19 protein-coding genes are annotated in these 22160 nt (G+C 66.7%); 17 read left to right on the forward strand and 2 right to left on the reverse strand.

Annotated features, from left to right (window positions below):
- The 7 genes from ACFQ0P_RS07625 (at position 1) to ACFQ0P_RS07655 (ending at position 7003) form a co-directional block, all read left to right on the forward strand.
- Positions 1-774, forward strand: coding sequence for a polysaccharide deacetylase family protein (locus ACFQ0P_RS07625; RefSeq protein ID WP_204978005.1), 774 nt, complete (start codon positions 1-3; stop codon positions 772-774).
- Positions 771-1985 carry an FAD-dependent monooxygenase gene (locus ACFQ0P_RS07630; protein ID WP_204978006.1) on the forward strand — a complete coding sequence of 405 codons (1215 nt, stop codon included), beginning with the start codon at positions 771-773 and terminating at the stop codon, positions 1983-1985. The genes ACFQ0P_RS07625 and ACFQ0P_RS07630 overlap by 4 nt, the downstream gene beginning before the upstream one ends.
- Positions 1982-2887, forward strand: coding sequence for a fumarylacetoacetate hydrolase family protein (locus tag ACFQ0P_RS07635; RefSeq protein ID WP_378771808.1), 906 nt, complete (start codon positions 1982-1984; stop codon positions 2885-2887). Before ACFQ0P_RS07630 ends, ACFQ0P_RS07635 begins: the two co-directional genes overlap by 4 nt.
- A gap of 98 nt (positions 2888-2985) precedes the next feature.
- The gene (locus ACFQ0P_RS07640) at positions 2986-3756 is read left to right on the forward strand and encodes an IclR family transcriptional regulator (RefSeq protein WP_378771810.1); all 771 of its coding nucleotides are present in this window, start codon (positions 2986-2988) and stop codon (positions 3754-3756) included.
- Positions 3757-3793: 37 nt separating this feature from the next.
- A complete protein-coding gene (gene mhpA, locus ACFQ0P_RS07645; RefSeq protein ID WP_204978008.1) occupies positions 3794-5452 on the forward strand; it encodes a bifunctional 3-(3-hydroxy-phenyl)propionate/3-hydroxycinnamic acid hydroxylase MhpA in 1659 nt (552 codons plus the stop codon).
- A 47-nt stretch (positions 5453-5499) separates the two neighbouring features.
- Entirely contained in the window at positions 5500-6108 is a 609-nt protein-coding gene (locus ACFQ0P_RS07650) for a VOC family protein (RefSeq protein WP_204978010.1), read from the forward strand.
- A 28-nt stretch (positions 6109-6136) separates the two neighbouring features.
- Positions 6137-7003 (forward strand): fumarylacetoacetate hydrolase family protein, encoded by an 867-nt coding sequence (locus ACFQ0P_RS07655; protein ID WP_204978012.1) that lies wholly within the window; start codon positions 6137-6139, stop codon positions 7001-7003.
- Between the two features lie 58 nt (positions 7004-7061).
- Here ACFQ0P_RS07655 and ACFQ0P_RS07660 read toward each other — a convergent pair whose 3' ends face one another.
- The gene (locus ACFQ0P_RS07660; RefSeq protein ID WP_378771816.1) at positions 7062-8093 is read right to left on the reverse strand and encodes a LacI family DNA-binding transcriptional regulator; all 1032 of its coding nucleotides are present in this window, start codon (positions 8091-8093) and stop codon (positions 7062-7064) included.
- An 84-nt stretch (positions 8094-8177) separates the two neighbouring features.
- On the opposite strand from ACFQ0P_RS07660, the gene ACFQ0P_RS07665 reads away from it, so the two are divergent.
- From ACFQ0P_RS07665 to ACFQ0P_RS07690, 6 genes are all read left to right on the forward strand, one after another.
- Positions 8178-9110, forward strand: coding sequence for a nucleoside hydrolase (locus ACFQ0P_RS07665; RefSeq protein WP_204978017.1), 933 nt, complete (start codon positions 8178-8180; stop codon positions 9108-9110).
- Positions 9111-9145: 35 nt separating this feature from the next.
- The gene (locus tag ACFQ0P_RS07670; RefSeq protein WP_204978018.1) at positions 9146-10231 is read left to right on the forward strand and encodes a BMP family lipoprotein; all 1086 of its coding nucleotides are present in this window, start codon (positions 9146-9148) and stop codon (positions 10229-10231) included.
- 77 nt (positions 10232-10308) lie between these two features.
- Positions 10309-11865, forward strand: a complete 1557-nt coding sequence (locus ACFQ0P_RS07675) for an ABC transporter ATP-binding protein (protein WP_204978020.1) — start codon at positions 10309-10311, stop codon at positions 11863-11865.
- Entirely contained in the window at positions 11862-13100 is a 1239-nt protein-coding gene (locus ACFQ0P_RS07680; protein WP_204978022.1) for an ABC transporter permease, read from the forward strand. Before ACFQ0P_RS07675 ends, ACFQ0P_RS07680 begins: the two co-directional genes overlap by 4 nt.
- Complete coding sequence (locus ACFQ0P_RS07685; RefSeq protein ID WP_204978024.1) at positions 13097-14362, forward strand: ABC transporter permease; 1266 nt, start codon at positions 13097-13099, stop codon at positions 14360-14362. The genes ACFQ0P_RS07680 and ACFQ0P_RS07685 overlap by 4 nt, the downstream gene beginning before the upstream one ends.
- On the forward strand, positions 14359-15324 hold the full coding sequence (locus ACFQ0P_RS07690) for a ribokinase (RefSeq protein ID WP_378771819.1): 966 nt from the start codon (positions 14359-14361) through the stop codon (positions 15322-15324). Before ACFQ0P_RS07685 ends, ACFQ0P_RS07690 begins: the two co-directional genes overlap by 4 nt.
- 301 nt (positions 15325-15625) lie before the next feature.
- Here the strand turns inward: ACFQ0P_RS07690 and ACFQ0P_RS07695 are convergent, their stop codons facing one another.
- On the reverse strand, positions 15626-17476 hold the full coding sequence (locus tag ACFQ0P_RS07695) for a GH39 family glycosyl hydrolase (protein WP_204978029.1): 1851 nt from the start codon (positions 17474-17476) through the stop codon (positions 15626-15628).
- A 277-nt stretch (positions 17477-17753) separates the two neighbouring features.
- Between ACFQ0P_RS07695 and ACFQ0P_RS07700 the strand changes: the two genes are divergently transcribed.
- From ACFQ0P_RS07700 to ACFQ0P_RS07715, 4 genes are all read left to right on the forward strand, one after another.
- Complete coding sequence (locus tag ACFQ0P_RS07700) at positions 17754-18764, forward strand: LacI family DNA-binding transcriptional regulator (RefSeq protein WP_204978031.1); 1011 nt, start codon at positions 17754-17756, stop codon at positions 18762-18764.
- Between the two features lie 120 nt (positions 18765-18884).
- Positions 18885-20240: an ABC transporter substrate-binding protein gene (locus tag ACFQ0P_RS07705; RefSeq protein WP_204978033.1), complete on the forward strand. Its 1356-nt coding sequence runs from the start codon at positions 18885-18887 to the stop codon at positions 20238-20240.
- A 38-nt stretch (positions 20241-20278) separates the two neighbouring features.
- Positions 20279-21259 carry a carbohydrate ABC transporter permease gene (locus tag ACFQ0P_RS07710; RefSeq protein ID WP_204978035.1) on the forward strand — a complete coding sequence of 327 codons (981 nt, stop codon included), beginning with the start codon at positions 20279-20281 and terminating at the stop codon, positions 21257-21259.
- The gene (locus tag ACFQ0P_RS07715) at positions 21256-22152 is read left to right on the forward strand and encodes a carbohydrate ABC transporter permease (RefSeq protein WP_204978037.1); all 897 of its coding nucleotides are present in this window, start codon (positions 21256-21258) and stop codon (positions 22150-22152) included. Before ACFQ0P_RS07710 ends, ACFQ0P_RS07715 begins: the two co-directional genes overlap by 4 nt.
- Positions 22153-22160 lie beyond the last annotated feature (8 nt).

Here is a 22160-nt window from a genome sequence, read left to right on the forward strand (position 1 = left end):
ATGAGGGTGACGCTGACGTTCGACAACGGACCGCACCCGGTGGGCACCCCGCTCGTCCTCGACGAGCTCGGCCGACGCGGCATCCCTGCGATGTTCTTCGTCATCGGTGCCAAAGCCGTGGGTGCCCATCGTGCACTCGTCGCCCGGGCGGCGTCCGAAGGTCACGTGATCGGCAACCACACGTGGTCGCATTCCGGGCCGCTCGGCGAGCTGCGGCCGCCGGGTGCGGCGCGCGATGAGATTCTGCGAGCACAGGCAGCGATCGCCTCGTTCGCGTCGGATCCGCCACTGTTCCGTCCCGTCGGCGCGGCGCCCGGAGGCATCATCGATCGCCGGCTCCTCAACGACGAGGCCGCCGCCGTCCTGCGCGACGGCGGCTACACCACGGCGCTGTGGAATGTGCTGCCCGGTGACTGGCTCAACCCCCGCGGCTGGGCAGCCCCCGCCCGCGACCGCTGCCGGACGGTCGATCACGGGGTCGTCGTGCTGCACGACTCGTACCCCGACGGTCTCGCGCACCTCCCGGGATTCCTCGACGCGCTCATCGACGACGGCGCTGAATTCTGCCTGGAGCTCGCGCCGGAGTGCACGCCGATGGTCGCAGGTCGGCCGGGGCCCTGCTTCGACGAACTGGTGACCACGGTGTTCCCGCAGGAGGCCGCCGATTCGAGCCACCCGTCCACCTCGTCCGTCGATATTCCAGAGGACAGAAACGTGATGCGTGCGATGCGCGCGCCGGGTTACCGTCCTGGTGACTTCGAGGAGGAACTGTGAAGCAGACCGATCATCAGGTGGTCGTCGTGGGTGGTGGCATCGGCGGCTTGGGAACCGCGCTCGCCCTGGCGAACTCGGGGCTGCAGGTGCAGGTGCTCGAGCGCGCTGCCGAGTTCTCGGAGGTGGGCGCGGGCATTCAGATCGGGCCGAATGCGGTCCGGGTGCTCGATCGCCTCGGCGTGATGGACGACATCTGCAGCACCGCGGTGTTCCCGGAGCGCGGGGTGATCTCGAGCGCCGTCACGGGTGAGCGTCTCACGACGCTCGACCTCCAGGCTCCGCTCGTCGCTCGATTCGGCTACCCCTACATCGTGGTCCACCGCAGCGACGTCCTCTCACCCCTCCTCGACGCATGCCGCGCTCATGCGAACGTCACCCTCGAGAACGACTGGACCGTCGACGAGGTCATCGACGAAGGACCAGCGATGCGCGTCGTCGCCACGGACGGCCGGGCGATCACGGCTCGGCTCGTCGTCGGCGCAGACGGGATCAACTCCCGAGTACGCCGCCTGATCATCATCGACGAGCCCGTCTTCAGCGGACACGTCGCGTTTCGCGGCGTCGCACCGATGAACAGCGCACCCGCGCCTGATGCGCACGAGGTGCGGCTGTGGATTGGCCCCGGCCTCCATCTCATGCAGTATCCGGTGCGTCGAGGTGAGTTGTACAACCAGGTCGCTGTCTTCCACAGCACGTGGCGTGAGCAGGGTCGCTCCGACTGGGGCACCCCCGACGAGCTCAGAGAGCGATTCGAGGCGACGTGCGAGGCCGTGCGATCGGTTGTCCCGGCACAGGCCCAGGCCCAGGCCTACCCTAACTACGACAAGGAGCCGCTCGACACGTTCGTCTCGGGTCGCGCCGTGCTCATCGGCGACGCCGCGCATCCGATGCTTCAGTATCTCGGTCAGGGCGCGTGCCAGGCGCTCGAAGACGGACTCGCGCTCGCCGGCGTACTCGGCGGACAGATCGACGACGTATCGGCGCTCGCGGCGTACGACGCGATGCGCGTCCCTCGAGCAACCCGCTGCCAGCGCATCGCCAGACCCTGGGGCGCATCCTGGCACACGGCCGATCCGGGCTTCGTCGCCTACCGCGACCGCTACTTCCGGATGCGCCGGCCGGACGACTACAGCGAGCTCGCCTGGCTCTACGACGACGCGCTCGAGCAGCTGCTCGGACCCACGCGAACGACATTGGAGGCCGCCCGGTGAAGATCGTCAGCTACCGAGACGAGGCAGGGGGCTCCCGCGTGGGGGTCGTCGTGGACGACGCCGTCATCGACGCGACCGGGCTGCTCCGCCCACAGGCCGGTGGAACGAGTGCGATGCGCCGGCTGCTGGAGGACGGGCGACCGCTCGAAGACATCCTGTCCGGACTCGACGGCGACCCGATGCCGCTCGACGACCTGCGTCTCGATCCGATCGTGCCCGATCCCGGCAAGATCATCGCCGCACCGGTGAACTATTTCGACCACAAGGCCGAAATGCAGGAGGCCTATCACGTCGATTCACTCGGGTTGTTCTTGAAAGCCCCCTCGTCCGTGATCGCAGCGGGGGAACACATCCGCCTTCCGTACACCGACCGGCGGTTCGACCAGGAAGGCGAGCTGGCACTCGTGATCGGCCGGCGCGCGTCGCATGTGACCACCGAGGAAGCTCTCGACCACGTCGCCGGATACACGCTGCTGCTCGACATCACGATGCGCGGCGGCGAGGACCGGTCCACACGCAAGTCGTTCGACACCTTCACCCCCATCGGCCCCTTCCTCGTCACGCCCGACGAGACCGGTCCCCTCGCATCGCTGCGACTGCGCACCTGGGTGGGCGGCGAGCTCCGCCAGGACGCCGACATCGCCGATCTCATCTGGGACGTGCCGCAGCTCATCGCGTACGCGTCGTCGGTGATGACGCTGCACCCGGGTGATGTGATCACGACCGGCACGCCCGCCGGTGTCGGGCAGATCGGGCATGGTGATCGCGTCGCCGTGGCCATCGAGCAGCTGGGTCGTCTCGAGGTGGGCGTGACGAGCGAAGGCGCGGTAGCGTGCCCGACGAAGGGAGCGACCACTGGGCCGCGTCCCCCGGCCACAGTCACGCCGGTGCGTGCGCGATGAGTCCTTCCGCTCAGGAACCGCCTGGGAATCCGCCGGCCCGGCCGGCCGGGCGCTCGAGCGCGCACAAGCCGACCGCAGCCGTCCGCAAGCCGTCCTACATGATCAGCTCGGTCGACCACGCGCTGCGACTGGTCCAGATGCTGCGCGACAGCGGGTCGGTGTCTCTCACCCGTGCCGCGGCGGAGATCGGCGTATCGCCGTCGACCGTGCATCGGATGATGGGGATGCTCGTCTACCGCGGTTTCGCGCAGCGAGACGCCGATCGACGGTACGTGCCCGGACCCGCCATGAGCGTCGGACCGGTCAGCATCTCGTGGGCGCAGGAGGTGAAAGACCTCCTGCGGCCGCACGTCGAGCTGCTCGCGAACCGGCTGGACGAGACCGCCAATCTGATGATCCGGATCGGCAGCAACGTGCGCTTCCTGCACAGCGTGGAGGTCGCGAACGTCCTTCGCATCGGCGACCGCACCGGGAGCGTGCTCCCGGCTCATCGCAGCTCCGGCGGCAAAGCACTCCTCGCCGAGAGCGACGAGGCCACCCTCGAGCGGCTCTACAGGAGCAAGTCCGCGGAGCTTGCCGGCGAGTATATGGACGACGCGCGCTGGGAGAGGTTCCTGCGCGAACTAGCGCTCGTCCGCTCGCGCGGGTACGCCAGGAATGACGAGGAGACCGAGCTGGGGATCTGCGCACTCGGCTTCGCGATCCACGATCCGCTCGGCCGCGCGATCCTCGCGTGCTCGGTCGCCGCGCCGGCATTCCGCGCGCAGCGGCTGTTCGAAGACCAGGTGCTGGCCCTCATCGACGAGACGCGTCGCGAGATGGAGCGAGACCTTGCCGCATCGGACGTGCTCAACCGCGCGGATCTCTGATGCTCCCCGTCGCTCGCGAATCACGAAAGGAACTGTCATGGCACAAGAGACATTGACGCCAGAAGACTCGGATTTGGACGTCATCATCGTCGGAATGGGTCCGGTCGGCAAGATGGCCGCGCTGCTGCTCGGGCGAGCCGGGCACTCGGTGCTCGTCGTCGAGCGCAAGACCAGCACGTATCCCCTTCCGCGGGCTGTGGCGCACGACGCGGAGATCGCGCGACTGCTGCAAGCGGCGGGGATGCCGGTGGACTCTGTCCCGGACGCTGTGGAGCCGTACGACGACATGTACGTGTGGGTCAACGCGCAGCGCGAGACTCTGCATCAAGTCGACTGGACGGGGATCGACCCGTCCGGATGGAACAACACCTACTTCTACAATCAGCCGGCTCTCGAGAGCCACCTCGAGGAGCGGATGCGGTCCCAAGCCTCCGTGTCCGTCCTTCGTGGTGTGGTCGCGGAGGTACAGGGTCAGGACGACGCGGGCGCAGACGTGCGATTGATCCCGGTCGACGGGAGCCCGGCGACCGTCGTGCGCGGCCGGTACGTGCTGGGCGCCGACGGCGCCAACAGCGCGACGCGCCAGGCGATGGGCATCGAGTGGAACGACCTGGGCTACTTCTTCGACTGGCTGGTGGTGGACGTCGTACCGCAGCCCGAAGTCGAGGTCACCCACCTTGCCCTGCAGATATGCGATCCGGTGAGGCCGACGACCGTCGTACCGGGCGGTCCCGGTCGCCGCCGCTGGGAGTTCATGCGGTTGGAGGGCGAAAGCGTGGAGTCGCTGACCCAGCCCGCGCGCATCTGGGAGATGCTCGCGCCTTTCGGGGTGACCGCCGAAAACTCCGAACTCGAGCGAGGCGTCGTCTACACGTTCAACTCGGGCTGGGCATCGCACTGGCGCAGCGGACGCACCTTCCTTCTCGGCGATGCTGCCCACCTGATGCCGCCGTTCGCCGGCCAGGGACTGGCTGCCGGATTCCGCGACTGCTTGAACCTGACCTGGAAGCTCGACCTCGTGCTCCGGGGCTTCGCGGACGACGAACTTCTTGACTCGTACGCGTCGGAGCGGATGACGCACGTCAGCGACTTCATCGCCTTCTCGATGGAGCTCGGCAAGATCATCTGCATCGTCGATCCGGAGCAGGCCCGCCGCCGCGACGAGGCGATGATCGCCGATCTCGCGAGCGGCCGCACGCCGGAGCCTCCGCCCGCGCCTCGCCTCGGCGGCGACAACGACGAGGGAGTGCACACCGGTCGCCACGGAGGGGTCCTTTCCCGTCAGGGATACGTGAGGACTCGGACGAATCCGGAACCGACGCGTTTCGACGACGTGTTCGGCGCCGGCGCCCTCATCCTCCGCGACGCCTCTGTCGCGGCCCGACTCGACGCGGCTGCCCGCGACGGCCTTCAGGAGCGCGGAATCGCTGTCGTGGCGTTGGGCGGTTCGGAGGAGGACGGCGCGTTCATCGACGTCAACGGCACCTACGGCTCGTGGTTCGACGAGTGGGACGTCGACGCGGTGCTCGTGCGACCGGACTTCTACGTGTACGGCACTGTCTCCCGAGAGATCGACTCTGCCGCCGATGGTGTCCGCGATCTGGTTCGCTCCTTCCTCGCGCGGACCGGAACCGCGAGCAGCGAGCCACGCCTCGACGCGCCGGCGCGGGAACCAGGAGACCCCGTCCATGTCTGACCACTCATCCGCTCGCCGCGCAACGCCGGCGCCTGACGAAGGAAACCATGACTGACAACCGCGATCGTCGTCGCCCCATCACCCGTCCGAAGTTCCACCACACGACCTTCGCCACCTTGAAGCTCGACGAGATGGTGGAGTTCTATGAAGCCGTCGCCGGGCTGGAGCCCGTGTACTACGGCGTGAACGGCGCCTGGCTGACCAACGACGAGGCCAACCACCGCATCGCGCTCCTCGCGCTTCCCGACCTCAAGTCGCCGGTCGACAAGGGCCACACCGTCGGCCTGCACCACACGGCGTTCGAATACGCCGACTTCCATCAATGGCTCGACAACTACGAGCGGCTCGCGGCACGCGGCATCCGTCCCTTCCTGAATCTGGATCACGGCATGACCATGTCGATGTACTACCAGGACCCCGAGGGGAACGGCGTGGAGATCCAGTTCGACGCATTCGGCGACTGGGCGAAGTCGAAGGAATGGATGTGGGCGTCCCAGGAGTTCAGCGACAACCCCATCGGCGAGTACTTCGATCCGGAGCAACTGGTGCAGGCCAGACGCGAGGGTCTCGACTGGGAGGAGATCCACCGTCGAGCGCGAGCGGGCGACTATGTTCCCGCTGAGATCCCGCAGGTCCACCTTCCCGAGCTCTGGTAGCCCGGCACTCCCGTCAGGAAGCAGCAACGTGCAAATCGCAAATCTCTCCGGCAGGCTCGTGATCGTCGACGGCGACCGAGCCCTCGATGTCGAAAGCGCCAGTGCCGGTCGGTTCTCGTCGGACCCTCAAGCCGCCTACGCGCGGTGGGATGAGTTCGTCTCATGGGGCCGTCAGCAGGATGTCTCAGCAGGAAAGGTCTTCCGCACGACGGAGCTCGGCCCCGCGGTGCCCCGGCCCTCGCAGGTCTTCGCCATCGGGTTGAACTACGCAAGTCATGCGGGGGAGTCCGGTTTCGAGGTTCCGAAGGACCCCGTAGTGTTCACGAAGTTCGTATCGAGCTTTACCGGCCCCGACGGCGACGTGATGCTCTCCGGCGAAACCGTCGACTGGGAGGCGGAACTGGTCGTAGTGATCGGTCGCGGCGGGCGGGACATCCCCGAAGCCGAAGCGTGGAACTGCATCGCGGGGCTCAGCGTGGGGCAGGACCTGAGCGATCGTTCGGTGCAATTCTGGGGGCACCCCCCGCAGTTCAGCCTCGGCAAGTCGCTCGCGGGCTTCGCTCCGATCGGCCCCGCGGTCGTGACACTCGACGAAGTCGAATCTATAGCCGACCGGAACGACCTCGGCGTGCGGTGCTCGGTGACGCGCAGCGACGGGTCGATGGAGACGCTGCAGGACGGGCGCACGAGGGACATGATCTTCTCGATCCCCGCGCTTGTGGCACGCCTGTCCTCCATCGTCGAGCTTCTGCCCGGCGACGTGATCTTCACGGGCACCCCGGCGGGTGTCGGTCACGGCCGGACCCCACGGGTCTATCTGCGGCCGGGCGAGACGCTGACGACGGAGATCGAGGCCATCGGCGTCATCACGCAGCGGTTCGTGGCGCCTCGCTGATCGATGCGGTTCCGGCAAGCCCGGCCCGCCGCTTTCCCTTGGCCGGTCGTCGCTTCCGCTACCGGGTCGTGGAGGCGCCGATTTGGAGCTCAGGGGCGAGGAGGTTCCTGCGGAAGGCGCCCTCGCCCTCGTTGATGCGTGAGACGAGGAAGCTGACGGCGTCGGCGGCGATCGCCGATACCGGCTGCACCGCGGTGGTGAGGGTCGGCCAGAACACGTCTGCGAGTTCGCCACCGTCGAAGCCGGTGACCAATGTGTCGCGCGGGACCTCGAACCCGTGCTCACGCAGGCGGGCGATGAGGCCGACGGCGATCTGATCCGAGCCGGCCACGATCGCGTCCGGAAGTACGCCGCTGGCCAGGAGGGCGTCGGCCGCCGCCGCGCCTGCGGCGATGCTGTATTCGCTCCGGAATGCGCTCGTGACGGAGATGTCGTTGTCGCCGGCGAGGCGTTGGACGCTGGCGAACCGCTCGACGCCGTTGGAGCTGGCGTCGTCGCCGCCGGCGTATCCGAGCGTCTTGACCTGCCGATCACGCAGGTGCTCGATGATCAGCCGCATGCCGACCTCGTTGTCGACCCCCACGAAGTCGGCCAGGGGCTTGGCTGTCGCGCGATCGACCTCTACGAGCGGAATCTCGGCACTCACAGACCGCAGCACCGGGCCCGATGCCTTGCGATCGGACGGGATCACGATGATGCCGTCGACCCGGCGGTCCCGGAACACCTGCAGGCGGCGATTCTCCTCCTCGACGAAACCATGCGAGTCGGCGAGAAGCAGTTCGTAGCCGCTGCGGTTGAGCTCATCCTCGATCGCGTCGACGAGGCGGGCGAAGAAGGGGATGCCGATCACGGGAACGATCATCCCGATGAGGCGACTCGATCCTTCTCGGAGTGCGCGGGCAACCGGGTTGACCCGGTAGCCGAGCTTCGCCGCGACCTCGCGCACCCGCACGATCATCTCCTGCGAGACGCGCGGCTTGCCGGCGAGTGCCCGCGAAGCCGTCGCGATCGACACCCCGGCCTCTGCGGCGACGTCGCTGAGCGTGACTGACGTGGCGATGGCTGCTCCTCTCCCGCAGGGTCGGGCCAACTCTAGTTGCATATCGCGGCGAATCGTGTAATCTCTGCAAAGACCGTGTAAACGATTACGCATAACTTGCGCAAAGGAGCACCAATGTCCACGCCGATCATCATCGACTGCGACCCGGGACACGACGACGTCTTCGCGATCTGGCTGGCGGCCGCAAGCCCCGAGATCGATCTCCGCGGAATCACGTCCGTCGCGGGCAACGGCCGCATCGAGCACACCACGCACAACGCGCTCGTGGCGTGCACCGTTGCCGGCATCGAGGGAGTTCCGGTCGCACGGGGTGCCGAGCGTCCGCTCGTGGCCGAACTGACTCCCGCCGAATGGATCCACGGCGCCAATGCGCTCGGCGGTCCCGAGCTCCCCGAACCCACGATCTCGCTCGATGAGCGGGACGCGATCACCCTCATGCGCGACCTCATCACCGAGTCCGATGAGCCGATCACGATCGTCGCCACGGGTCCTCTCACGAACGTCGCCCTGTTCGTGCAGCAGCACCCCGACCTGGTCGGTTCGATCGCGCAGGTGGTCTGGATGGGCGGCTCGACCGGCCGAGGGAACGTCTCCGCCTACGCGGAGTTCAACGCGTGGACCGACCCGGAGTCGATCGCCGTGGTCCTCGATTCCGGCGTTGACTTCACGATGGTCGGGCTCAACATCTCACACCAGGCCCTCATCACGCGCGAGGTGCGGTCGCGGATTGCAGCGATCGGCACGCGCACCGCGACGTTCGGCGCAGAGCTGCTGGAGTTCTTCTGCTCGACGTACGACGCCTTCGAGAACATGCCCGACGGCCCGCTTCACGACCCGATCACGGTCGCGATGCTCATCGACTCGGCGGTCGCCACGACGGTGCGCACCCGGATCGACGTCGAGCTCGAGGGCAGCGAGACGCGCGGCGCCACGTGCGTCGACCTCCTCGACTTCCTCAAGCGTCCCGCGAACGCCACGGTCGCGCTCGACCTGGACGTCGACCGCTTCTGGGGCCTCATCGAAGACGCCGTCCGCAAGCTCGCCTGACCCACAACCCACCCCACCACGACGAAGGAGTCACCGTGTTCACCACCAAGAAGCACCGCGCCTGGGGCGCGACCGCACTGAGCGTCACCGGCATCCTGCTCATCACCGGATGCTCGTCCGGGAGCGTATCGGGGGGCGAGGCGTTCTCGCCCTGCATCGTCTCCGACGCAGCCGGATTCGACGACCACTCGTTCAACGAGTCCGCGCTGCGCGGCATCACCGCCGCGGCGGACGAGCTGGGCGTCGAGTTCAGCCAGGTCGAGTCGGGAAGCGAGAACGACTTCCAGCCCAACGTCGACGCGCAGGTGGCGGAGGGTTGCGATGTCATCGTCACCGTCGGCTTCCTCCTCTCCGACGTGACCAACGCCGCGGCTGCGGCGAACCCCGACGTGCAGTTCGCGATCGTCGACGATGCGCTCGATGCGGACGGCGACGGCGCACCGGACGTGGACAACGGCAAGCCCATCCTGTTCGACACCGCGCAGGCGGCGTTCCTCGCCGGGTACGCGGCCGCGGCCTACTCGAAGACCGGAGTGGTCGGCACGTTCGGCGGTGCTCAGATCCCGCCCGTCACGCTCTTCATGGACGGCTTCGTCGACGGTGTCGCCTACTACAACGAGGCGAACGATGCCGACGTCAAGGCGGTCGGGTGGAACAAGGAGTCGCAGACTGGAGTGTTCACGGGCGGCTTCGAAGCGGGTATCGAGGCGAAGACCGCGGCACAGTCGCTGCTGGATCAGGACGCCGACGTGCTGCTCCCGGTCGGCGGGCCGATCTACCAGTCGGCGGCCGAGGCGATCCGCGACAAGGGCGGCGACACGGCTCTGATCGGTGTCGACGCCGACGTGTACGAGACCGACCCCTCGGTCGCGGACCTGCTGCTGACCTCGGTGGTCAAGGGCGTCGACGCGTCCGTGAATGACGTCATCGTCGCCGCCTCGGCCGGGGAGTTCAGCAACGAGCCCTACGTCGGGACGCTCGAGAACGACGGTGTCGGGATCGCACCGTTCCACGACTTCGCCGACCGGGTGCCGGCCGACCTGCAGCAGCAACTCGACGACATCACCGCGAAGATCATCGCCGGTGAGATCGAAGTCACGTCGCAGTCGACCCCCGGTTGACCCGCGGTGCCGACCGGTCGCCCCCCGAGGCCGGTCGGCACCACCCCTGAGCCACTTTCAACGATGAGGTGCAGCCCATGAAGCTGGAACTACGAGGCATCACGAAGCGATTCGGTGCCCTCACCGCGAACGACCATATCGACCTGACCGTCGAACCCGGAGAGATCCACTGCCTGCTCGGCGAGAACGGCGCCGGCAAGTCGACTCTCATGAATGTTCTCTACGGTCTCTACGCGGCCGACGAGGGCGACATCCTGCTGGACGGCGTCCCGCAGCACTTCGACGGTCCGGGCGACGCGATGAACGCCGGCATCGGCATGGTGCATCAGCATTTCATGCTCATCCCGGTCTTCACCGTCGCGGAGAACGTGATGCTCGGGCACGAGGAGACCAGGTTCGGCGGTCGCCTCGATCTGGCCGGCGCGCGTGCGCGGGTTCGCGAGCTCAGCGACCGCTTCGGATTCGACCTCGACCCGGATGCGCTCGTCGAAGACCTCCCCGTCGGTGTGCAGCAGCGCGTCGAGATCGTCAAGGCACTCTCGCGCAATGCGCGGGTCCTCGTCTTCGACGAGCCGACCGCCGTCCTCACGCCTCAGGAGACCGACGAGCTGATCGCGATTATGCGCGACCTCCGGACCGACGGCACCGCCGTCGTCTTCATCACCCACAAGCTGCGGGAAGTGCGAGAGGTGGCCGACCGGATCACAATCATGCGCGCGGGCAGAGTCGTCGGAGAAGCAGATCCCGCAGCATCCAACGCCGAGCTCGCGGCGCTGATGGTGGGCCGCGCTGTCGAACTCACAGTGCACAAGGACCCGCCGCGCCTGACCGACGACGCCCTCATCGTCGAGAACCTCTCGGTCGTGGATGCGCGGGGCCAGATCGCCGTCTCCGACGTGTCGTTCCGGATGCGCGGAGGCGAGGTGCTGGCGATCGCCGGCGTGCAGGGCAACGGGCAGACCGAGCTCGTCGAGGCGATCCTCGGCCTGCAGCCCCTCGTCACCGGTCGAGTCCTCCTGGACGGGATGCCGCTGCTCGGGCAGAGCGTCCGCCGCATCCTCGACTCGGGCGTGGGATTCGTGCCCGAGGATCGCAAGGAAGACGGCCTGGTCGGCGCGTACACCATCGCCGAGAACCTCATGCTCGACCGCTCGTTCGACCGCGCCTTCGTTCGCGCGGGCACTCTGCAGCGGAACCGGCTGAACGACTTCGCCGCGGCTCGCTCGCAGGAGTTCGACGTCCGCTCGCAAGGTGTCGACACCCCGGTGGGACGGCTGTCCGGCGGAAACCAGCAGAAGGTGGTGCTGGCCCGCGAACTGAGCCGCGATCTTCGACTCTTCGTCGCCGCCCAGCCCACGCGAGGCATCGACGTCGGCTCGATCGAGTTCGTCCATCAGCGCATCGTCGACACTCGGGACTCCGGCATCCCGGTCATCGTCGTCTCGACCGAGCTCGACGAGGTCGTCGCACTCGCGGACCGGATCGCCGTGATGTACCGCGGTCGGATCGTTGGCGTCGTACCCGCCGACACTCCCCGCGAGGTGCTGGGCCTGATGATGGCCGGCGAAGCGCCCCCGACAGCCCCGATCGCCGACGCATCGACGTCGCCGGATCTCGAAGGAGAGATCGCATGAGCGCTGACAAGCCCAACCCGGCAGTCGACGAACGGCGCCGGAGGATGTTCGCCGAGATCGTGGGCGGGAACGCCATGATCTCCGTCCTCGCAGTCCTGTTGGCGCTGGCCGTCGGAGGCGTGCTCATCGCCGTCACCGACGAGCAGGTGCAGTCGGCGGCCGGGCGCCTGCTCGTGGATCCGGGCGGCTTCTTCGCTGCCGTCGGGGACGCCGTGGCTGGCGCCTACATCTCGCTCTTTCAGGGAGCCGTTTTCAACCCCAAACGGGACGGCATCCTGCAGCAGATCAAGCCCCTCACCGAGACGCTGACGTTCGCGACGCCGCTCATCGCGGCCGGGCTCGGTGTCGGCCTGGCATTCCGCGTGGGTCTGTTCAACATCGGCGGGCGCGGCCAGATGCTCATTGCGGCGGCGTGCGCGGGATGGGTCGGCTTCACGCTGCACCTGCCGCCCGGGATCCATCTCGTCGCGGCCATCGCCGCGGGCCTGCTCGGTGGGGCGCTGTGGGGCGGCATCGCCGGGTTGCTCAAGGCGCGCACCGGTGCGCACGAAGTCATCGTCACGATCATGCTCAACTACATCGCCTTCTATCTCGTGTCCTACCTTCTGCGCACGCCGGTCCTGCAGGCTCCGGGTTCGAGCAACCCGAAGTCACCGCCTATCGCCGAGACAGCGGTGCTTCCGTCGCTGCTCGGTCCGCAGCTCAACCTGACGTGGGGGATCGTCCTCGCCCTTGCCGCGACCGTGTTCGCGTGGTGGCTGCTCGATCGCTCCGCGCTCGGATTCCGCTTCAAAGCTGTCGGCCTAAACCCCAGCGCCGCTCGCGTCGCCGGCATCAATGTCAAGGGCGTCTATGTCAAGGCGATGCTCATCTCGGGGGCGCTGGTCGGGCTCGCCGGGGCCATGCAGGTCCTGGGCCCGGCCAAGGCGGGGTTCACGTCGGGAATCGACGCCGGCATCGGGTTCGACGCGATCACCGTGGCGCTGCTCGGCCGGTCGCGTCCCTGGGGCATCCTCGGCGCGAGTCTCCTCTTCGGAGCCTTCAAGGCCGGTGGTTTCCTCATGCAGGCCGCGGAGGGTGTTCCGATCGACATCGTGCTCGTCGTCCAGTCGCTCATCGTCCTCTTCATCGCGGCGCCGCCTCTCATCCGTGCGATCTTCCGCCTTCCCGATCCCGGAAAGATCGTGCCCCCGATCAAGCCCGCCCTGACTCCCACGGAGGTGACGTCGCTATGACCGCTGCAGTGATGGAAGCGCCCGCCCGCCTCGTCGTACGCAACTGGAAGGCCCCGGTCACCTTCGGAATCTTCGCCCTGATCGCGGTCGTCCTGTTCATCGTGCTCGGCCGCGGGGGCGAGACCACGTACCGCCTCTCCGGTGGCTCGGATCTCATCCAGCTGCCTCCGCTCGTCGTCCCGGTGGCCGCGACGACGCTCGTGATCACCGTGGCACTGATCGTGCTCGCGGTACTCGCCACGTGGATGGTCGCGACCGGCCGTCATGTCAGGCTATGGATCAGCGTCGTCTTTGCTGTGCTGTTCCTCGTCGGGTTCCTCACCTGGGCGGCCGCGGGCCAGAACCTTCCGGTGCCGGGCCTACTGATCGGCACCGTGGGGATCTCCGTTCCGATCATCTTCGGAGCCCTCGGCGGAGTCATCTCCGAGCGAGCCGGGGTCATCAACGTCGCCATCGAGGGGCAGCTTCTCGGCGGGGCCTTCACCTCCGCGGTCGTCGCGTCCGTCACGGGCAACCCTTACCTGGGACTGATCGGCGCGGTCATCGCCGGCGTGCTCGTCTCGCTCATCCTCGCGGTGTTCGCGATCCGCTATTGGGTGGACCAGGTCATCGTGGGCGTCGTCCTCAACGTGTTCGTGACCGGGCTCACATCGTTCCTCTACTCCACGGTGCTCAGCAAGAATGCCGAAGCCCTCAACTCGCCTCCGCGCTTCCCCGTGGTGGAGATCCCGATCCTGTCGCAGATCCCCATCCTCGGACCCGCGCTCTTCCGGCAGACGATCATCGTCTACGCCGCCTACATCGCCGTCGCCGCGGTCTACGTCTGCCTCTTCCACACGAAGTGGGGACTGCGTGTGCGCGCCGTCGGGGAGCACCCGCAGGCTGCCGACACTGTGGGCATCAGGGTCAACGCCACTCGGTTCTGGAGCGTGTCGATCGCCGGCGCCGTCGCGGGACTCGGAGGCGCCTACTTCACGCTGGGGGCGGTGGGCTCGTTCCAGCAGGACATGACAGCGGGGCTCGGTTACATCGCCCTGGCGGCGGTCATCTTTGGACGCTGGGACCCGATCCGGGCGACCCTCGCCGCACTGCTGTTCGGCTTCGCGACCAACCTCCAGTACGTGCTCAGCGTGATCGGGTCGCCGGTGCCGAGTGAGTTCATGCTCATGCTCCCGTACGTCGTGACGATCGTCGCGGTGGCCGGCCTCGTCGGACGAGTCCGCGGTCCAGCTGCCGCGGGGCTGCCGTATGCGAGCAGATGATGGCGGAGAAGGCAAAAGTGGAAAGAGGCGGAATGGCGTCAGGTCCGTTCGGAATGCCCAGTGGTCCGTGGCTGGGTCCGGTAGCCGTGCTGGGAAGCGTGAACCTGGACATGGTGAGCCGGCAGGAGCGCCTGCCTGTGCCCGGGGAAACGATCTTCGGGCACGAGCTGCAGCGCGTCCCGGGCGGCAAAGGGTTGAACCAGGCTGTCGCGGCGGCCAGGTCGGGCGCCGGCGTCGCATTCCTGGGTCGCGTCGGCGCCGACGCGGAAGGGACGCTGCTCGCCGGTGTCCTGTCGAGCGAAGGTATCGACGTCGACCGCCTGGCTCGAGACGCCGACCGCAGCACCGGCGTCGCGCTGGTCTCGGTCCTTGACGACGGCGAGAACGCCATCGTTGTGATGGCCGGCGCCAACGGCTCCGAGGACTGGACCCTCGACGACGAGCTCGTCCTTGCCGATGCATCCGCGCTCGTCACCCAGCTCGAACGACCACCCACGCTGGTACGCCGCGCGCTCGAGAGCGCGCGGCGGCACGCCCTGGTGACGATCCTCACGCCCGCACCGGTGACGGAGGAGGCAGCGGACCTGCTTCCGCTGGTCGACCTCCTTCTGCTCAATGAGCATGAGGCGACATCTCTCGCCCGCGTCTTCGATCCGATTGCTGCGGCCAGTCGCCTCAGTGAAATCTGCGAGCTCGTCGTCATGACGCGCGGAGCAACCGCGACCTGCGTCGCCCGCGGCGGCGAAGTCGTGATGGAGGTGCCATCTCGCCCGACCGTGGTCGTGGACACCACTGGAGCGGGAGACTGTTTCGCCGGGACCTTGATCGCCCGCCTCGCTGCCGGAGACGCCTTGCCCGAGGCCCTGCGATGGGCGACCACCGCCGCCAGTCTGTCCGTCGCGCGCCCCGGCGCTTCGAGCTCAATGCCCCAGTGGGACGAAGTGCGGGCAGCTGACGCCTGAAGAAATTACCCGCCACAAGGAATCTGCTCTCCGGACATGCCGGGGTGACTCAGTTCACGCGTAGGGCGGACTGACCATCGGCGCTGACCGCTTCGATGCGCGAAGGTGGACCGGAGGGATCCGCCCGTCGGGGAGTATGCCGGATCGCACGCTGCTCCTTTGATCCGGTAGCGGTTCGGCGAATGGCAGCGAGCGCATCGCGCGAAGCCCGCGATTCCGCCCGGCACGCGAACGATCAGTCTCCGGGGGTGCGGGACGGGCGCATCACAGCATGTGTCGCGCCCGTCCCGCCCACTCAGGTCTACGACGTGGTGACTCGCACGGACGCAGTTGTTCCGGCCCCGGTGTTTTGATGCTGGAACACGATCGTGGCCCTCCCGTTCCACCCGGCTGGAGCGTTGCCCGCGATGTTCGCGGTGAAGTCGCTCATGTTCGGGACGGAGATGACGGTGGTGGGCGTCGTCAGCTTGGTGCCGTAGGGATAAGGTGCGCTGCGGCTCGGGTTGTAGAGCCCGCCGTCCCAGAGGACACTCTTCGTGAAGCCGCTCGCCGTCTGATAGTCGACTCGCATCCCGAGCAGGCTGTTCGCATCCAGCGCGGCGAATGTCCCGGTCACGTTGTACCTGACTCTGAGGGTGTTCGGTATCCCGCTGGCGAAGACCCCGACGGCCTCGTCCGCATAGTTTTCAGGCCCCATGCCCGTTTCGGCGACCCAGAGGTCGTGGTCGAAGCTTCCCCAACTCATCTTGGAATGGGTCGGATCGTAGGTGAGGTCCTTGATGTCCGTGGCCACCGTGACGGGTGCCAGGGAATCGATACCCGTGCCGTCGTCGATCTCGATGTACACCACCCCGTGGTCGGGAATCGTTCCGTTCCATGTGAGGCCCGAGGTCGAGATCCCGTTGTTGGTGGTCACAGGGGTCAGCAGTTCGTTGGCCGGGTTGTCCCCGTAGCTGGAATGGCCCGCGTCGATGCGATACACCCGCATGTTGCCCGTTGCGAAGGGAATGTTGTTCAGCGCGGCGTTGATCGTGTGGGTGGTTCCGGATGTGTTCCAGAGCACGACGGATGACTTGCGAGAGTCGGTGGATGCCATTCCATCGATTCCGTTGCTCGCCGAGAAGAACTTTCGGTCGACCGGCATGCGCGAGTAGATGGAGAAGGCGTTGTAGCTCGCACGTCGATGACCTGCCTGGTCCAGGAGGCCGATCACGTCACACGTCGAGGGGCAGATGGGATCCTGGAATTGCGCCCATTCGACGTGGGTGATCCAAGGCTTCTCGAGCGCGGCCTTGAAGTTCCGCAGCAGCTGCGGTGCCGCCCGATAGCTCGTCACGTCCGTGGGCGCCGTGAAGTCGTTCGTCCAGTTGTACTCGTTGAGGTTGTTCTCGACCGTAGACATCCGGTATGCCGTAGAACCGGAGTCCGTCGCACCGCGATAGTCCGTGTTAACGGTGCCGCTGGAGAGGTCGCCGTAGCGGTGGAAACTGAAGCCGTCCAGCGGAAGGTTGTTGTTGATCACGTGCTGTACGAAGGGTGATTGCCAGGACACACAGCACAGTGCGGGACCTTCGATATAGGCATCAGGGTCGACGGCGCGAATCGCGTTCGCCGTCTTGCCGAACAGATCGAGGTACTGAGCCTGGTTTCCTGTCCAGAACACGCCCGGAAGATCGGGTTCGTTGTGGACGTCGAACGATCCGATCGGTCGGTTGGTGCTCTTCCAGTGCTGCGCGAACGCCGCGCCCACCTGAGCCCACTTGGTGAAGTCTGTGGGTGGGTTATTCCATGACCCCCCGCTGGGCTTCAGCGGAGAGGGAGTGTACGTCAAGTTGACAACGGCCTCGGCATTCGCGGAGTTGATGATGTCAATGACCTGATCGGCCTGGGTGAAGTCGTAGGTGAGAGCGCTGGCCGTGCCGCCGACCATGGGGCTCCACCCGGGCTGTTCGTTGCCCATCATCATCTCCCAGCGCACCCGCGCCGGGCGAAGGTCCCGCAGCTTCTGGGCATCCGCTGCCCAACGGGCTGGCGTCACGTAGCCGCTGTTGTAGACGCCGAACTTCGATTTGACGAGCGGATAGCTCGCGTCGACGGCGAAGTTCGCGGTCACTGCAACGGTCGCCGCCTGCGCCGCCGTGGGCACGAGCATCGCTATGCCCAGAGCGGCGACGGTCCCGACCGCCGTGCGTGCGAGAGCCCTCTTATTCATTTCAGCATCTCCGATCGATGTGGACGTGGTTGCGGTCGGGCTCCGCCGGCGGTTGCCGCGCAATGTTTACCACGTGGGCACCCACGTGGTAAATAGCTCGATTGTCGCTGACCGCCTCAATGGCGCGCAGCTGATTCGTCGAGGGCCCGTGCCGATGGCGCCAGATCGCATACGAGATTTACCGCGTGGTAGCGTCTCGTCAGACAGGGGGTTCCAGATGCCGGCGACACAGGAAGACGTTGCGCGTCTGGCGGGAGTCTCACGCAAGACGGTGTCGAACGTCGTGAACGGCTTCCCGCACATCAGCAAGGATGTCGCCACCCGTGTCGGGGCGGCGATCCTCGAGCTCGGCTACACCCCGAATCACGCTGCTCGCAGTCTGCGCACCGGCCGCACCGGCACCATTCAACTGGTCGTACCCGAACTCGAAGTCTCGTACTTCGCCGAACTCGCTCAGTGGGTCGTTGCGGCCGCCGAAGAGCGCGGGCTCTCGGTCCTGATCCGACAGACTCGTGGCGACCGAGAGCGCGAGCGGCTTGCGCTGGAGGGTGCGAGCGGAGAGGCGACGGACGGCACGATCCTCAGCCCTGTCAGTTCCGATCTCGCAGCGATCGTCAGCAGGAAGTCGCAAGCCCCAGTCGTGCTCGTCGGTGAGGTCGCCGGGGGCGGCATGCTCCCGCACATCGGGATCGACAACGAGGCCGCCGCCTATGCGGCGACCCAGCATCTGATCCGCAGTGGGCGTCGGCGGGTCGGGTTCATCGGCGCCCAGCGCGGCCAGATGTCGCACATGGCACGCATGCGTCGCGACGGGTACGAGCGGGCGCTCAGAGACGCCGACCTCGTCGTCGACGAGCGGCTCGTCCGCTACACCGACGGATACCACCGTCGGGAGGGCGCGGCCGCGCTGCGCGACCTTGCTGCGACGGATCTCGATGGGGCCTTCTGCGCCACCGATCTGCTCGCGTTGGGCGCGATTCGCGCCGCGCGCGACCTCGGCATCGACGTGCCCGTCGATCTCGCGGTCGTCGGAATCGACGGGCTCGACGAGGGTGAGTACTCCGTACCGCGCCTGTCGACGGTCGCGCCCGACAAGAACCGCATCGCGACACGGGCCGTCGAGCGTCTCCTCGAGGCGATCGACACGCAAGCCGAGGGTGGAACGCCCCGGGACGGGAGCGAGGAAGTCGTGGGCTTCGAGCTCGTCCAGCGCGAGTCGTCCTCCTAGCGTCGCACGACCCACGGCAGAGCTTCTGGACTCTCTGTCGCATCACTTGCCACGTGGCAATGCCACGTGGTAAACAAGGCGTGCACACTTCTGTGTCCATCAAATCAAGGGAGATTTCACATGCGACAGATGATCCGCCGCACGGCCGTCGCTGCGATCGCAGCGGCGAGCCTGGCGGTACTCGCGTCCGGGTGTGGCGCTGCGGGTTCGTCGTCTGCGGACGGCGATACGCTGCGGGTCGCCATCTGGGGAGTCAACAGCGACATCGACTCGATCAAGGAGGCGGCGAAGGGCTTCGAAAAGGACCACCCCGACGTCAAGCTCAAGTTCGAGGTGGGTGACTGCGGTCCGGACTACGCCGCGTGCAAGAAGCTGATCGCCGGCAAGAACATGGCGGACGTGCTCGTGGCAGGCAGCTGGAACTACTTCGACATGGTGAAGGACGGCGTGCTCACCGACCTGACCGACTATCTCGACACCGCCGGCATCAGCACGGACGATTTCACGCCGACTGTCATCGAGGCGCTGAAGGACGGGGAGGGGAAGCTCTTCGGACTGCCGATGGGCTTCAACACCCAGTCGCTCTTCTACAACAAGGACATGTTCGCCGCGGCAGGGCTCGAAGAGCCGCCCGCCGACGGCTCGTACACCTACGACGATCTGCGCGAGTGGGCGAAGCTGCTGACGCTGGATGCGAACGGCAACAACGCCGCCAGCGCTGATTTCGACCCGGAGTCCGTCACCCAGTGGGGCTACTACAACCGTGTCGCCCTGGCTGGCGAGCCCGGCTACGGTCCCGTCTTGGCGGCGAACGGGGGCGGGGTGCTCACGGGCCCAGAGCGCAACGAGTGCTCGATCGACGACCCGAACACGATCGACGCGTTCCAGTATCTCCAGGACCTGATGTGGAAGGACCACAGCACGATCACCCCGCAGCTCGAGCAGGAGGAGCCCGGCTACCTCCGCTGGGTCAAGGGGCAGGTCGCGATGCAGCAGGGCTCCCACGAGCAGGTGAACATCGTCGCGGAACAGAATCCGGACCTGCAGTACGACCTTGCGGCGCTCCCCGCGGGCACCGAGGGCAACGCGACGCTGCTCCAGATCCACGTCTGGGCCGCATACAGTGGCTCTCCGAACCAGGAACTCGCCCAGGAGCTCGTGGGGTACATGTCCACCGAGGGGTCGGGAAAGCAGATGGGGCTGATCCCCGCCTATCAGGACCGCGCGCTGGGCGAGGACTTCGCCCTGGCGCCCGGCGAGCCGTCGAATGTCGTCGAGGCGCAGATCACGCCGGCGTCCTGGCCGCTGACCTACGTCAACGTCGACCCGTCGAACCTCTGGGCGGCGGTGTCGGGTCAGGACGGCTTCGGGCCGGGAATGGATGAGCTCATCACCAACCGCAAGACCGCCGAAGAGGCGTTCGGCGGACTGTGCGAAAGCACCATCGATCCGCTGATCGAGGCATCCGGACAATGAGTGACAGGAGTAGCCGAGCGGTTGCGAAAAGACCGCGAGTGTCGAAGCTCCGGCGTCGAGAAGCCCTCACAGGACTCGCGTTCGTCGCTCCGGTCGTGGTGGGTCTCGTCGTCTTCATGGCGGTCCCGCTGGTCGTATCGCTCGGCTACTCCTTCACCCACTGGAACTTCATCGCTCCTGCGCCGACGTTCGTCGGACTGGACAACTGGATCGCACTCTTCAACGACCCGCGCATTCCGATCGTCATCTGGAACACCGTCAAGTTCATCCTTTTCGGCACGACGAGCTTTCTGCTCTTCTCGCTCCTGGCCGCCCTCCTCACTTTCATTCCACGGAGATTCGTCGGGGCTTACCGCGCTGCGCTCTTCCTGCCCTACGTCCTCTCCCAGATCGCCGTCGGCATCGTCTGGCGGTGGATGTTCAACTCGCAGACCGGTCCTCTCACGCTCGGGGTCGAGCTTCTCGGCATCCCCAGTCCTGACTGGCTGCTCGACCCGAACACCGCGATGATCTCCATCGCTCTCGTGACGACGTGGCAGGGCATCGGGTACGGCATGACCCTGTACATCGCGGGACTCAACTCGGTCCCCGAACCGCTCATCGAAGCGGCGCGCATCGACGGGGCCGGCCCGATCCGGCGATTCTGGAGCATCATCCTGCCCCTCATCTCACCCACGGTCTTCTTCTTGCTGGTGACCTCGATGATCGGCGCGCTCCAGCTCTTCGACCCGGTGGTGGCCATGACGTCCTCGAGCGCCGGGGTGTCGTCGGCCGGTGGACCGAGCAACTCGACCCGAACCATCGTCCTCTACATGTACAACCAGATGTTCAACTACAACGAACGCATCTCCGGGATCGGGTACGCCGCCGCGATCGCCTGGATGCTCGCCATCCTCACGTTCGCGATCACCGCGATCCAGTTCCTCCTCGGCCGCCGGTTCGTGTACTACGAAGCCCTCGTCGCGCCGACCCGGAGTGAGCGACGACGGGCCAAGAAGCGCATGGAGGCACTCCGATGACCGCGACCGCTCCCGCACCCCTGGCGACTGCGACCGTCCTCGGGGTGGCCGGCCGAAACTCGCGTCCGCGCCCGAAACGCGCCGCCTCCACGCTCTACCACGCCGTCATGATCGTGATCGTCGTGAGCTACATCTTCCCCGTCGCGTGGGCCGCGTCGATGTCACTGCGCACCAACGAGCGCATGTTCGACGCCGACCAGCTGATCCCGCATCCGATCACATTCGAGCACTACGCCAATCTCTTCACGATCCTGCCGGACTTCTGGCTCTACTTCGGGAACACGGCGGTGATCGTCATCTTCGGCACCGCAGGGACCCTGTTCGCCAGCGCCCTCGCGGGCTATGGACTCGCGCGGAAGGCGTTCCCGGGTTCAGGAATTCTTCTGGGACTGCTGCTTCTCACGCTAATGGTGCCGGGCCAGGTGACCTTGATCCCGCAGTACGTGTGGTTTCGCGACCTCGGTTGGATCAACACGCCGCTCCCGATCATCGTCCCACTCCTGTTCGGCACCAGCATCGCGACGTTCTTCTTCCGGCAGTTCTATCTCACGTTGCCCAGGGAGCTCGAGGACGCGGCCGCGGTGGACGGTGCCGGGCCCTTCCGTACGTACTTCCGCGTGATCTTCCCGCTGTCCGGACCTGCCTTTCTTGCCGTCGGGTTGCTCAGCTTCGTGCAGCTGTGGAACAGCTTCTACGTCAATTCGATCTATCTGTCATCCCAGGACAGTTGGGTCGTCACCCAAGCGCTGCAGTCCCTCGTCGGCCGTTACAACAGCCAGTACGGCGAGATCATGGCCGGCGTCACCCTCGTCTCGGTGCCGGTGATCGTGCTCTACCTGATCTTCCAGCGATGGATCGTGCGCGGAATCGCTGCCAGCGGGCTCGCGAACTGAACCCCGAC

It is taken from the genome of Microbacterium insulae (assembly GCF_042677065.1).
GTDB lineage: Bacteria > Actinomycetota > Actinomycetes > Actinomycetales > Microbacteriaceae > Microbacterium > Microbacterium insulae.